The sequence below is a fragment of the Burkholderiales bacterium genome (genome assembly GCA_035518095.1).
Taxonomy (GTDB): Bacteria; Pseudomonadota; Gammaproteobacteria; order Burkholderiales; family JAHFRG01; genus JAHFRG01.
In genome coordinates this window covers 17,957-31,251 of the sequence record DATIXX010000071.1, presented here as the reverse complement: position 1 = coordinate 31,251, position 13,295 = coordinate 17,957, and the positions used below count along the sequence as shown (strand labels likewise).

The following is a 13,295-nucleotide window of genomic DNA, read 5'->3' as shown; positions in this document are numbered from 1 at the left end:
CTGCGCTTATTTATATGCACTTTAAGCATGCTCATGGCGCGCGCTAATTCGGTTCCGACCCTTGCCCTGACTGCCGGTGAACCCGCAGGCATCGGGCCGGATCTATGCGTCTTATTGGCGCATCGCAAATTCCGGGCGCAGGTGGTGGTGATCGCTGATAAAACGCTGCTTGCCGAACGGGCGCTGATGCTGAAGAAAAAAATCAATCTCGTGGATTTTGCCGCGGGCATGAAAACCCCGGCTTCGGGAAGTCTCCTGATTCTTCACCAACCGCTTGCCAAGCCCGCGGTTGCGGGGAAGCCGGACTCGGCCAATAGCGGCTACGTGCTGCGCACGTTGCAACGGGCGCTCCAGGGCTGCCTTGAGAAACAATTCGATGCCATGGTGACCGGGCCTGTTCACAAAGGCGTAATCAATGATGCCGGCATTCCATTTACTGGACATACCGAATATCTGGCCCAACAAACCGCCACCAAGCACGTTGTCATGATGCTTGTCGGGGGCGGTTTACGAGTGGCGCTTGCGACCACCCACCTCGCTTTGAAGAATGTGCCGGCCGCTCTTAGCCGGAACGATCTGGAGTGCAAATTGCGTATTCTGCAACATGATTTGGCTTCGAGATTTGGAATTGCTGCTCCGCGCATATTGGTTGCGGGCTTAAATCCTCATGCTGGCGAATACGGTTATCTGGGAGATGAAGAACAACGAGTAATTATCCCCGTGTTAACTAAGCTGCGAATCGATGGTATCGACGTTCAAGGACCGCTCCCGGCCGATACTTTATTCACTCGCGAACACCTCAGAAATTGTGATTGCGTTCTCACCATGTACCACGATCAGGGGCTTCCTGTCGTGAAATACGCGAGTTTTGGTTCCGGGGTCAATGTTACGCTGGGTTTGCCGGTCATCCGCACCTCGGTCGATCACGGCACAGCCCTCGAGCGGGCAGGAACAGGCAAAATCGACAGCGGCAGCCTGTGGTCGGCGATCAGGCTTGCCCGGCAGCTTTCAAATAATGTCAGGCGCCGGGAAACGCGAAGCGCAATTCACGCTGTGCCGGCCGGCATAGAATAATCAAGCGCCGCCTGCTCCGAATTCCGATCATTGAACGATGCTACCTGCGGCACGAAAACGGTTTAGCCAGAATTTTCTGATTGATCCGGAAATTACCGATGCGATCATTGCAGCAATTGCACCTCAGGGCTCCGATCGCATGGTGGAAATTGGGCCCGGCAGGGGAGCGCTGACCCGTCCATTGCTGGAACACCTTGAGCATCTGCACGTCGTGGAAATCGATCGAGATATCGCTGCCCGCTTGGTTGGCGAGTTTGCCGCGCCTCGACTCACGGTACACGTTACCGACGCCCTCGGCTTCGATTTTTCGGTGCTGGGCGAAAACCTTCGAGTCGTTGGAAATCTGCCTTACAATATTTCTTCGCCATTGCTGTTTCATTTAATGCGCTTCGCAAATTGCATCCGCGACCTGCATGTTATGCTGCAAAAAGAAGTGGTCGAACGCATGGTGGCCGCGCCGTCCAGCACCGCCTATGGCAGGCTGTCTGTGATGTTACAATATCGCTGTGACATGGAAAAACTGCTGGACGTACCAAGTCATGCCTTTCGGCCCGCACCCCGCGTCGAATCCGCGTTCGTACGCATGCTTCCGCGCCCTTTGGGGGAATTACAGGCGGAAAATGAAAATCTTTTCAGGCGGATTGTGAGCAGTGCTTTTTCACAGCGCAGAAAAACTTTGCGTAATACCTTGGGCCGTTATCTTGCGTGTGAGGATTTTTCGGCGCTGGGAATTGATCCCGGCTGGCGCGCGCAGAATCTGACTTGCGCCGATTTTGCGCGCATATCCAACTACCTTGGCAAAACAGTTGGAACATAAAACCGGCTTGCTGTTGCGCGCTTTGACGCACGCATGAAGTGGCACCTTCCTAAGACAAGCCTGCTCGCGTTCGGTTTAGCGACCCTGCTTGTCTCCGTCAACATTGCACTTTCCGTTGTCGCCTACCGGAACACCGTCAAACTGGTCGCTTCCGTCGACCTAGCAAGCGCGCAGCATAAGGCGCTGAAAGCCGTGGCTGGCATTCTGCAGCTGCTTGCTGACGCCGAGGTCGGCGAGCGCAGCTATCTCATTACCGGAGAGGAACGCTATCTGGAACCTTACCACGCGGCTGTTGCTAGCATAGGCGCCAGGCTCGAGCTGCTGAAGTCGGTCGGTGCGTCCGTGGACGCACAAAATTTTAATTCGCTGATTGCGCTGGTCAACACCAAAATTGGCGAACTAAACGAGTCTATTATCCTGCGTAAAAAATCCGGATTTGAAGCCGCCGCAAAAGCCATGGCAATCGGCAAAGCAAAGGCGCCCATGGACGTAATCCGCCACCTGATCGGCGAGATCGAACTGCAGGAACAGGACCTGTTGAACCAAAGCAGTCTAGCCGCGCGCATGAGTTCACGCGATACCTATATCCTGTTTGCGGCCAGCGCGCTCACTAATCTGTTCCTGCTGACGTTGATCTTTTACGCGGCCTACCGCGATCTTAGCCAACGCGCGCAGGACCAGCGGGCGCTGAAGGATCTCGGCGAAAAACTGGAAAACGGCACGCGCCTGCTCCAGCAACAGGAGCACGAAAAACTAGTATTGGGTCAGATGAGCGGAGTATTGCAATCCTGTATGAACGTGAAGGAGGCTTATAACGCCATTGCGCAGTTCGGCAAGCGCTTGTTCCCGGGCGAGGCCGGTGTGTTCTTCGTAATGCACGATTCTCGTGAATATTTGGAAGCTGGCGCCACTTGGGGCGAACCTGAAATCGGCGGACCACTGTTCGCCCCACAGGAATGCTGGGCACTGCGCCGCGGAAGGTTGCACCTGGTGGACGATCCCCGCGTCGGCCTGCAGTGCGATCATGTAAAAGCAGCCGGTGTTCCGCAATTGTTTTACATGTGCGTGCCGATGGTGGTGCATTCCGAAACAGTGGGCCTCCTGCATTTGCAACTGGACATGGATTCAGTTCGCGGCGAACCTGCGCAGCGCGTAGACAAGCTTCAGCAATTAGCAGCAACGTTTGCCGACCAGGTGGCGCTGGCGGTTACCAATTTGCGGTTGCGCGAGACGTTACGGCAGCAGTCCATACACGACCCATTGACGGGCCTGCATAACCGACGTTATCTGCAGGAAGTCATGCAACGCGAGCTGGCGCGTACTGAACGCAAAAAAACCATGCTGGCGGTAATTGTTCTCGATGTAGATTACTTCAAGCGCTTCAATGACACCTACGGGCACGAAGCTGGCGACGCTGTATTGCGAAGCCTGGCGCACCTGATAGAGCGTCAGATTCGCGGCAGCGATATTGCTTGCCGCTACGGTGGAGAGGAATTTATATTGGTTTTGCCAGAAGCGTCTTTAAGTATTGCACGCCAGCGCGGCGAACTGTTGCGCGAGGCCGCGCTGCGCATGCATGTAACGTTAAACGGACAAACGCTGGGCCCGGTCAGCATTTCGCTGGGGCTGGCGCTATTCCCCCAGCACGGGGCCACTGCGGAAGAGTTGATTCAGGCTGCGGACGCCGCTCTTTATCGTGCCAAGCAAGCGGGTCGCAATCGCCTCATGATCGCAGAAGAAACCTCGAAAGCGACTTGAGCAAATACCTGCAGCGTGTGCTCTATCCGCGGCCTTTCCCTTGTATGAATTCGATTTTGTAGCCGTCCGGGTCTTCGACAAATGCGATCACCGTCGTTCCGTGCTTCATGGGGCCGGGTTCACGCGTAACTTTGCCGCCGCGCTGTTTTACCTGCGCGCACGCCGCATACGCATCCGGTACTTCGATGGCTACATGGCCGTAGCCGTTGCCCAGGTCGTAGGAGGAAATTTCCCAGTTATGCGTAAGCTCAAGAACGGCCTGCGACGCTTCATCGCCGTAACCCACAAAAGCCAGGGTAAATTTGCCTTCGGGATAATCTTGCTTGCGCAAGACCTGCATGCCCAACACCCGGGTATAAAACGCTATCGAGCGTTCGAGATCGCCGACGCGCAGCATGGTATGCATAATCCGCATTGTGCTCTCCTAAAGAACTTCTATATCTCGATCATCTCAAAATCTTCTTTTCGCGCTCCGCACTCGGGGCAGCACCAGTTAGGCGGCAGATCCTGCCACTTCGTGCCCGGGGCGATGCCCTCTTCTGGCAAACCTGCGGCCTCGTCATAGATAAAACCGCAAATCAGGCACATATAAGTTTTCATGCGGCGCAACGTTTAAGCTAAAATGCCATTATTATAACGAAACTCCACATGCCTCAGCCCCCTCCGATGGTTCTTTGCTTCGCTGCCACCGATCCTTCTGGCGGCGCGGGTTTGCAAGCCGATATCATGACGCTCTCGAGCATGGGCTGCCATCCGCTTTCAGTGGTAACTGCTGTCACTATCCAGGACAGCGCAGGTGTGGAAGATTTACTTGCACTGGATGCGGATTGGGTCGCCGACCAAGCGCGTTGTGTCCTCGAAGACATGGCGGTGTCCGCGTTCAAAATCGGCCTGCTTGGCAGCGTGGAAATCATCGCTGCCATCGCTGAAGTCGTGTCGGACTACCCGGACATTCCTTTGGTACTTGATCCGGTGCTGGCGTCTGGACGCGGCGATGAACTGGTTACCGATGAAATGATCGCAGCTATGCGTGAGCTTTTAATTCCGCAAACAACTTTAATGACGCCCAACAGCGTGGAAGCAAGACGTTTGGCGCTGGACGATGCCAACGAAGGCGACGAACCGGCTTTGAGCGATTGCGCACAACGGCTTCTCGGAATGGGCTGTGAATACGTGCTGATTACCGGCACGCACGAAAATACGCCACAGGTTATTAATACTTTGTACGCGCAAGAAGGCATCTTGCGAAATGATTCCTGGGAGCGCTTGCCGGGCAGTTACCACGGCTCGGGTTGTACGCTTGCCGCTGCCGTAACGGCAACCATCGCCAACGGCCTGACTATTTCTGAAGCCGTCAGAGACGCGCAGGAATACACCTGGCATGCGCTCAAATTGGCATTTCGCCCCGGGATGGGACAGTACATACCCGATCGCCTGTTCTGGGCGCGCGAAGAAGATGAACGGCAGGATTAGTGGTCTTTACGCAATAACTCCCGACCTGGCTGATACCCAGAAATTAATTAAACAAGTGCGCCTGGCGCTTGAAGGCGGCGCGCGCGCCCTTCAATACCGTAACAAGAGCGCCGATCAATCACTTAAGCTGCAGCAGGCAAGCGCACTTATGCGCGTATGCCGCGAGGCCGCAGTGCCAATGATCGTTAACGACGACCTGGAACTGGCGCTTGAAATTAACGCCGGCGGTGTACATCTTGGATCGAGCGACTGTCCGATCGCGGACGCGCGAATCAGGCTTGGCAAGCATAAGCTCCTTGGCGCTTCGTGCTACAACGATTTGCAGCGCGCGCTCCAATGCGAGGCCGAGGGAGCAGATTATGTAGCGTTCGGACGTTTCTTTTCTTCCACTGTCAAACCCGATGCAGTCAGAGCGCCGTTCAAATTGTTGCGGAACGCAAAATTGCGGCTGAACGTGCCCGTCGTGGCAATTGGAGGAATCAATCTGCAAAACGCCGCGTTGCTGATAGAAGCGGGTGCGGACGCGGTTGGCGTCATTTCCGCACTTTTCAATGCCTCCGACATCGTGGAAACGGCAAAAATTTTTGCTTCTTTGTTTGCGCATCAACGTCATGGCGTCGCGTAACCAGGAACTATTCGAGCAATCGCAACAATTCATTCCGGGCGGAGTAAATTCGCCGGTGCGAGCATTTAAATCCGTCGGTGGCACTCCGTTTTTTGTGACTCGGGGTCAGGGTGCAACGGTATGGGATGCGGACGGCAAGGCCTACGTGGATTACGTCGGCTCCTGGGGTCCGCTAATTCTTGGCCACGCATATCCTGATGTCGTCGCCGCGGTCGACCGAACGGCCGCTAAAGGCCTGAGCTTTGGCGCACCAACTGAAACCGAACTGGAAATGGCGCGGCTTCTGTGTCAGCTATTACCGTCACTGCAACAGGTGCGCCTGGTGAGCTCCGGTACCGAGGCCACGATGAGCGCGGTTCGCCTTGCGCGCGGCTTTACTGGCAGAAACCGCATCATCAAGTTTGCCGGTTGTTATCATGGCCACGCGGACTCGTTGCTGGTGAAGGCGGGATCGGGCGCACTCACTTTGGCCCAGCCCGATTCTGCCGGCGTTCCAACGCAAATCGCTGCCCTGACCACGGTGCTTGAATTTAACGACAGCGAAGCCTTGGAGCGAATTTTCAATAACATGGGCGGGGAAATCGCTGCAGTGATAGTGGAACCTGTCGCCGGCAATATGAACTTAGTCAAACCCACAATGGAATTCTTGCAGCTGCTTAGAAGTCTGTGTACAAAAAATGGCGCGGTGCTCATTTTCGACGAGGTGATGACCGGATTTAGGGTTGCGCTGACGGGTGCACAGGGGCTCTACAAAATCATTCCTGATCTCACTACCCTGGGCAAGATAATTGGAGGCGGCATGCCGCTTGGCGCGTTCGGCGGCAGACGCGATATCATGCAGGACATTTCCCCGTGCGGCCCGGTATATCAGGCGGGCACGCTCTCAGGCAATCCAGTGGCAGTGGCGGCGGGCTTGGCGACGCTGCGCTTGGTCCAAGCGCCCGGATTTTACGAAAAGCTCTCCGCAGCTACGCAAAAACTGTGCGAAGGCTTGAGCATGGCCGCCCGCAGACGCCGAGCAGCATTTTCGTCACAAGCTGTAGGAGGCATGTTTGGCATTTATTTCCGGCAAAATCCGCCGCAAAATTACAGCGAAGTCAGACAGTGCGATACATCCAGGTTCACGCGTTTTTTCCACGCCATGCTGCAAAAAGGCTTCTATTTCGCTCCGTCGCCATTTGAAGCGGGTTTTGTATCTGCTGCGCACGGCGAAAGGGAAATTGATGCAACGCTCGCGGCGGCCGAGCAGGTGTTTGCCGAGTTATGACGGCGCTCATCAAACAGTTGTCGGCACTCAGCGACGAGGCATTGCGCCAGCACTTCCTCGCTCTTCCGCCCGAAGACCTGCGATTGCGCTTTGGCAGCTCGTTGAGCAAGGAAGCGCTGAATTCCTATGTGGACAAAATCAACTTCGAAAAGGACGCGGTGTTCGGCGTATTCGATGACAGTCTGAAGCTTGCCGGAGTCGCGCACTTGGCACTTGATCCTGAACACGACGCCGCCGAGCTTGGCGTAAGCATTTTGCCCGGACATCGCCGCCAAGGTATCGGTACGGCGCTATTTAAGCGCGCCGAGGCGCATGCGCGTAACCACTATATCAAAATTCTTTTCATGCACTGCCTCAGCGAGAACCGGCCCATGGTGCACATTGCGGCCAAGTCGGGAATGCGGGTGGTCGCCGCGGGCGCTGGTGAGACCGACGCGCATCTGGAATTGCCGCCGCCCGATGCGGCGAACGTTGCGAACGAGTTGGTACAGGATAAGGTTGCGCTATGGGATATTGCTATGAAAGCGCAGCTTCTATCCGCCAGGAAATTCGCACGGGCGATAACGCGAAAAAATGAATTAGGCTAAAGCGGCTGGAAGGTATGCGGGTAGAAACTTTGATTGATGGAGATATGCTTTAATGTAGACCCGAAATGTACTGGCCCACGGCCTGCATTTCCTTGTCGCTAAGTTTCACCGCGATAGCACGCATCATTTTGCTGTTGTCATCAGCACGCTCGCCACTGCTGAACGCTTTTAATTGCGCGAGGACATACTCCGCGTGCTGGCCAGCAAGACGCGGAAACAGCGGGGGAATACCGGCGCCATCAGGAGTATGGCAGGCAGCGCACGCGGGAACGGCGGTCGCGGCAACGCCGCCCCGATATATCTTTTCTCCGAGGGCAACCAGTTCGGGGTTTGTGGCAGTGCCGAGCTTTGGGGGCTGTTCACCATAGTAGGCCCCCAAATTTTTCATATCATCCGGAGTCAGAGTGGCAGCGATCCCGGACATCACCGCGTTCTTGCGCGCGCCCGTCTTAAAACTCAGCAACTGGCTGGTAAGATACTCAGGGTACTGCCCGGCAAGATTGGGAGTCGCCGGGAGCAGGCTATTTCCGTCCGCGCCATGGCATGCGGCGCATACTTGAGTCGCGATTTGCTGCACTTTTGCTGCGTCGCCCTGCGCCGGATTGGCGGCGATAGCCGGACACAGCATGCCGGCCGCAGCGAGCAACAGCATAGTAGGTTTCATTCTCTGATCAGTTCCCTAAAAATCCCCGTTCCAATAACCGGCTCATTTTATATCAGCCATTGTCAATCGCGCTATTAAACTACGTGCGTCGAATCTATTCATTTCCCGGTTTCAGCGCGCCAAATCCTTTCCTGTATTCGGAACCCGCCCGATCGGCACGCGTCATTTGGCAAAGAGATAACTATTGTAGATTGCTGCAAACTCGCAAAATCGAGCGCAAAAAAGTGCGCTTGCAAATGCCAAATGGCTTATTTGCATTTCCAGATCAACCGCGGCCATTGGGCAATTTTTTTGAGCTAGTGGGATGCGAGCTATCGTTTGGATCCGACCGACTGGGTTATGTGACGGCGCCTGCCGCTCTGCGGCGTGGAGAACTGCAGTTAAGCGAGTAGCTGCAAACCAGAAAATAGTTGATTGGACCGGGTACAAAATTGCCGCTCGGTTTCCCCGCCGATCCGGAACACCGTTCATACCCTGCTGAACTTGGACACCGAGTCGAACAAACAGGCGTAAAAGACCTGCTTCGCAATGTTGCTGAAACGTTAGCCCGGTTTGGGTACCGATGTAGGTGCAATTCGTTGCCAGCCATTTCCAGAACCGGGATTACTGAACCCGTTGCCGCCCTCCCCGCCGCTTTGGCGCAATTTTGCGTCGGTCTCAAGAATAAAAAACCCCCGGTTAAAGGGGAACAAACCGGGGGCGAAACGCCTTAATTAGATTTAAGGCACCCGCTCAGGGAGGAGAAGCGGGAGACGAAAACAACCGTCTGCAACATTAGTTCTCCGGGGGATGGTATAAGTTCCGTTCACCCGGAAAAAATTATCGTTTTTATTATCAATAGCCTAAAATCAAAAAAGCGTACTGCGCCTGAGCATAAAAAGGCGTTCGCGCTCAAGTTAATTCAAGCCTGTGCCCTTTCCGTTAATCAGAATATTGTGTCAATATAAAAATTTATAGTATCCGGGCACAATAATGCAGAAGCCGGGCAAATTTCCAAATGTAAGAATGCGGCGGTTGCGGCGCGATGATTTTTCGCGCCGGTTGGTTCGCGAGAACCGTCTTTGCGCCGAGGATCTGATCTATCCCGTATTTGTGCTTGACGGAAATAACCGATCCGAGCCAATACCCTCCATGCCGGGAATCATGCGGCAAACGTTGGACCGATTGCTGTACCAGGCCGAAAAATGTACGAAATTAGGCATCCCCGCAATCGCCCTGTTCCCGGTCATTGCGCAGAAACGGAAGACGCCGGATGCAAAGGAAGCATTCAACCCTCGCGGCCTCATACCACGAGTGGTACGGGCTTTGAAAGAACGCTTGCCGGAACTCGGTATCATCACCGACGTCGCGCTTGACCCTTATACCAGCCATGGCCAGGATGGGCTGATCGACTCGTCCGGCTATGTGATGAACGATGAAACCGTCGCGGCACTCACTAAGCAGGCGCTAGTGCAGGCTCGTGCCGGCGCGGATATCCTAGCCCCCTCGGACATGATGGACGGGCGCATAGGAGCAATCCGCAAGGCACTCGAGGAAGAGAATTTTATTCATACACTCATCTTGGCTTACTCGGCCAAATACGCATCGAATTTTTACAGCCCGTTCCGCGAGGCAGTAGGTTCGGCGCGAAATCTTGGCAGCGGCAATAAGCACACGTATCAAATGGATCCCGCTAACAGCGATGAGGCGCTGCGGGAGGTAGCTCTCGATCTGCAGGAAGGCGCGGACATGGTCATGGTCAAGCCGGGTATGCCGTATCTCGATGTGCTGCGCAGGATAAAAGAAACGTTCAAAGCGCCAACTTTTGTTTATCAGGTGAGCGGTGAATACGCGATGCTTAAGGCCGCCGCAAAAAAAGGTTGGCTGAATGAGAGGGAATGCGTACTGGAAGCGCTGCTCGCTTTCAAACGCGCCGGCGCCGACGGGATACTAACCTATTTTGCACTGGATACCGCGTCTTGGCTTGCCGAAGAGGGCTTCTAAAACACTTGGCTCATAGCCTTTGCAGTAGGGTCTCCACCACCTCAGTCCGGGCGCGCTCGATCGGTTTCCCGTCGACTGAGGACCTAAGCGCGTGACGCTGGTCATCCGTCAAAAAAACCGCAACTGTCACAACCGCGTCCTTGCCGTCTACAGCAAACACCGGAATCACACGCAATGCTTCGCCGACATACATGCGCTTTTCGGCTCTTCGATAAGGTATTTGATTATTCAGTAAAAATAGTTCGACATCCTTTACGTTGTCCACAAACAGCTGCAAACTGACCTCGGAGTGCCTGCCCGCGGTGCCCGAGAGGACCGATCCTGTTAAGTGTGGATTAAAACGGGTAAGCAATTGCATTACTGCAATGGCTTGCCTTCTTAGATGCACGAGTACAGCCCGTTGTTCTTCGCCTTGATAGAGTTCCTGATAGGCGCGCAAAGCCTGTTCCACTTCCTCATTGGTGGGGAGCTCCCGCAGGTTGGAAGCGCCGGCTTGTCGCGCCGCTTTGCGTTTTGCCAATGCAAAGTCGGCGATGCCGTCCTTAGCCATTAGACGCGCCGCTTGGTAGGCAATATGTTCACGCAGCTGTTGTCGTTTTGGGCCAGGAACTCTCGGCATGATTTCCGCCGCTTAAAAGAGCTGGTTCTTAATTTCTTCAGCGGGTCGGCCTGAATTTCCCGGTGATCCGCCAAAACCATTTTCCTGTTCTGGGGGCAGATTCTCCGCATAAAAATATTCGACAATGCCGTTTTTGTTTTCCGGGTCCCGCAAACCGGTATCCGGGTTTATCTTCGCGGTAACAACACCTTCAGGCGCCGAGTAGCTTGCTTCCGGCATGCCTTTCAGCACTTGGCCCATGTATTCGATCCACATCGGCAACGCGGCAACGGCACCCGTTTCATGCTCACCGAGAGTATTGGGCTGATCATAACCAATCCAAGCCACCGCGACGATATTAGGTTGATAGCCTGCAAACCATGCGTCCACGTTTTCATTAGTAGTACCGGTTTTGCCTGCCAAATCCGTGCGCTTAAGCTCCCTCGCCCGCACCCCGGTCCCCTTGGCGATAACATCCTGCATAAGCGTGGTCATTATAAAAGCATTTCTAGCATCAATAACGCGCGGTGCACCGTCTCCCGCGCGTTCCGGTTTGGCCTGCACCAGCACATTGCCGCGGTCGTCTTCAATGCGCTGTATGAAATAGGGAGTAATTCGGTATCCACCGTTGGCGAACACTGCGTAGCCAGTCGCCATCTGCAACGGGGTAGCGGTACCCGCGCCCAGGGCCATCGTCAGATACGGCGGATGGCGCGATGGATCGAATCCGAACCGGGTGATGTAATCCTGCGCGTACTGCGGGGTAATGGCTTGCAATATGCGCACTGAAACCAGGTTTTTGGATTTGGCTAAAGCAATGCGAAACCGGATCGGTCCGGAGTATTGGTCTTCGAAGTTTCTGGGTTCCCAGTCCTCGTCGCCGGTTTGAGAAGGGTCCACCACGAGTGGGGCGTCATTTATCACTGTCGCCGGCGTAAATCCTTTCTCCAGTGCCGCAGAATAAATAAAGGGCTTGAAACTCGAGCCAGGCTGGCGAAAAGCCTGAGTGACGTGGTTAAACTTATTGTGATTGAAGTCAAATCCCCCAACCAGCGCGAGTATGGCCCCGTCTTTTGGATTCAATGACACGAGCGCGGCCTCAACGGCCGGTAGTTGCGTGATTTGCCACTGATCACGTTCATCTTTCTGGAGCCGAATTAGCGACCCCCTCCGGATACGCTGCCGCAGTTTGACGCGTTCCCCGATATTTTCCTTCACAAACTTAAGCCCTTCACCACTGATATCCACTGTTTCACCGCCTTTGACGTAGGCCTTCACCAATCTCGGACTCGCCTCTAACACCACGGCGGGAATAAGATCACCGCTTTCACTAACCTCTGAAAGCGCGTCGTCGATAATATTTTCCGCCTGGGACGGATCGCGCGGCAATTCGATATATCCTTCCGGCCCGCGATAGCCGTGGCGCCGGTCATATTCCATCACCCCGTCGCGCAACGCGGCGTAAGCAGCATCCTGATGCGATTTGAGCACTGTGGTATATACGTTGAAGCCCCGAGTATAGGCTTCGTCTTGGTACTGCTCGTACATGGCCTGACGCACCATTTCCGCGACGTAGTCGCCTTTCACCGCGAATTCCTGCTGTTCTTGCTTTACCACTATGGGTTGTGCGCCTGCGGTTCGATATTGCTCGTCAGTGATCAACTTAAGGTCCAGCATACGGCGCAGCACATATTGCTGGCGTTGTTTGGCGCGTTTTGGATTATCAATCGGGTTATCGCGCGAAGGCGCTTTCGGCAGGCCGGCGAGCATCGCCATTTCGCCTAGGTTCAGTTGGTCCAGTGGTTTGCCAAAATAGGTCTGCGCGGCAGCTGCAAAGCCATAGGCGCGCTGTCCCAGGTAAATTTGGTTAATGTACAGCTCGAGGATTTTGTCTTTGCTCAAAATATGTTCGATCTTCAAGGCTAGCAGCGCTTCGCTGAATTTGCGTGCCAGTGTCTTTTCCTTGGTTAGAAAAAAATTGCGGGCAACTTGCATGGTAATGGTGCTAGCCCCCTGGCGGGCGGCCCCAGAAGAAAAATTGGAATAGGCCGCGCGCAGCACCCCAACGTAATCCACGCCACCATGTTGGTAAAAGCGCTCGTCCTCAGCAGCCAAGATCGCCTGTACCATCAGTTTCGGCACAGTTTCGATTCTGACCACGTTACGCCGTTCTTCTCCGAATTCGCCAATCAAATAACCGTCCGCGGTATATACCCGCAGCGGAATCTTGGGTCGGTAATCAGTCAAGGTTTCAAGTGACGGCAGGCTGGGGTACGCAATTATCGCGGCAAAGGCCGCGAGTAGCGCCCCAAGTAAGCCCGCTCCAAGTATCGCAAGCAACAGGAATCCCAACCAACGAGCAACGATCATAACGTTTTCATCTTAAAGGTAAGATTCATGAATTTGGGCGATTATAGGCGCACTGAGCTCCAAAAGAAATTTGCCAAAA

The 13,295-nt window shown here is 54.6% G+C and carries 13 protein-coding genes; 8 read left to right on the top strand and 5 right to left on the bottom strand.

Annotated features, from left to right (window positions below; all coding sequences use genetic code 11):
• Positions 1-27 precede the first annotated feature (27 nt).
• Genes pdxA through VLV32_11280 form a run of 3 tightly spaced genes read left to right on the top strand, consistent with a single transcriptional unit; the run spans position 28 to position 3,649 of the window.
• Complete coding sequence (pdxA, locus tag VLV32_11290) at positions 28-1,074, top strand: 4-hydroxythreonine-4-phosphate dehydrogenase PdxA (protein ID HUL42470.1); 1,047 nt, start codon at positions 28-30, stop codon at positions 1,072-1,074.
• Positions 1,075-1,111: 37 nt separating this feature from the next.
• Positions 1,112-1,891 (top strand): 16S rRNA (adenine(1518)-N(6)/adenine(1519)-N(6))-dimethyltransferase RsmA, encoded by a 780-nt coding sequence (rsmA, locus tag VLV32_11285; GenBank protein HUL42469.1) that lies wholly within the window; start codon positions 1,112-1,114, stop codon positions 1,889-1,891.
• 33 nt (positions 1,892-1,924) lie between these two features.
• Positions 1,925-3,649 (top strand): diguanylate cyclase, encoded by a 1,725-nt coding sequence (locus VLV32_11280; GenBank protein ID HUL42468.1) that lies wholly within the window; start codon positions 1,925-1,927, stop codon positions 3,647-3,649.
• Between the two features lie 22 nt (positions 3,650-3,671).
• Here the strand turns inward: VLV32_11280 and gloA are convergent, their stop codons facing one another.
• Both gloA and VLV32_11270 read right to left on the bottom strand, forming a co-directional pair.
• The gene (gloA, locus tag VLV32_11275) at positions 3,672-4,064 is read right to left on the bottom strand and encodes a lactoylglutathione lyase (GenBank protein HUL42467.1); all 393 of its coding nucleotides are present in this window, start codon (positions 4,062-4,064) and stop codon (positions 3,672-3,674) included.
• A 20-nt stretch (positions 4,065-4,084) separates the two neighbouring features.
• A complete protein-coding gene (locus VLV32_11270; protein ID HUL42466.1) occupies positions 4,085-4,249 on the bottom strand; it encodes a rubredoxin in 165 nt (54 codons plus the stop codon).
• 48 nt (positions 4,250-4,297) lie between these two features.
• Here VLV32_11270 and VLV32_11265 point away from each other — a divergent pair, with 48 nt between their 5' ends.
• Genes VLV32_11265 through VLV32_11250 form a run of 4 tightly spaced genes read left to right on the top strand, consistent with a single transcriptional unit; the run spans position 4,298 to position 7,601 of the window.
• Positions 4,298-5,122, top strand: a complete 825-nt coding sequence (locus VLV32_11265) for a hydroxymethylpyrimidine/phosphomethylpyrimidine kinase (GenBank protein HUL42465.1) — start codon at positions 4,298-4,300, stop codon at positions 5,120-5,122.
• Positions 5,106-5,747 (top strand): thiamine phosphate synthase, encoded by a 642-nt coding sequence (gene thiE, locus VLV32_11260; GenBank protein HUL42464.1) that lies wholly within the window; start codon positions 5,106-5,108, stop codon positions 5,745-5,747. The genes VLV32_11265 and thiE overlap by 17 nt, the downstream gene beginning before the upstream one ends.
• Positions 5,734-7,014 carry a glutamate-1-semialdehyde 2,1-aminomutase gene (gene hemL, locus VLV32_11255; protein ID HUL42463.1) on the top strand — a complete coding sequence of 427 codons (1,281 nt, stop codon included), beginning with the start codon at positions 5,734-5,736 and terminating at the stop codon, positions 7,012-7,014. Before thiE ends, hemL begins: the two co-directional genes overlap by 14 nt.
• Positions 7,011-7,601 (top strand): GNAT family N-acetyltransferase, encoded by a 591-nt coding sequence (locus VLV32_11250; GenBank protein HUL42462.1) that lies wholly within the window; start codon positions 7,011-7,013, stop codon positions 7,599-7,601. The genes hemL and VLV32_11250 overlap by 4 nt, the downstream gene beginning before the upstream one ends.
• A 49-nt stretch (positions 7,602-7,650) precedes the next feature.
• Here the strand turns inward: VLV32_11250 and VLV32_11245 are convergent, their stop codons facing one another.
• On the bottom strand, positions 7,651-8,265 hold the full coding sequence (locus VLV32_11245) for a c-type cytochrome (protein HUL42461.1): 615 nt from the start codon (positions 8,263-8,265) through the stop codon (positions 7,651-7,653).
• Positions 8,266-9,237: 972 nt separating this feature from the next.
• On the opposite strand from VLV32_11245, the gene hemB reads away from it, so the two are divergent.
• Positions 9,238-10,248 carry a porphobilinogen synthase gene (gene hemB, locus VLV32_11240; GenBank protein HUL42460.1) on the top strand — a complete coding sequence of 337 codons (1,011 nt, stop codon included), beginning with the start codon at positions 9,238-9,240 and terminating at the stop codon, positions 10,246-10,248.
• A 10-nt stretch (positions 10,249-10,258) separates the two neighbouring features.
• Here hemB and VLV32_11235 read toward each other — a convergent pair whose 3' ends face one another.
• Together VLV32_11235 and VLV32_11230 are read right to left on the bottom strand one after the other, a co-directional pair.
• Positions 10,259-10,867 carry a hypothetical protein gene (locus VLV32_11235; GenBank protein HUL42459.1) on the bottom strand — a complete coding sequence of 203 codons (609 nt, stop codon included), beginning with the start codon at positions 10,865-10,867 and terminating at the stop codon, positions 10,259-10,261.
• A 12-nt stretch (positions 10,868-10,879) separates the two neighbouring features.
• Positions 10,880-13,216, bottom strand: coding sequence for a penicillin-binding protein 1A (locus tag VLV32_11230; protein ID HUL42458.1), 2,337 nt, complete (start codon positions 13,214-13,216; stop codon positions 10,880-10,882).
• Positions 13,217-13,295: the final 79 nt, after the last annotated feature.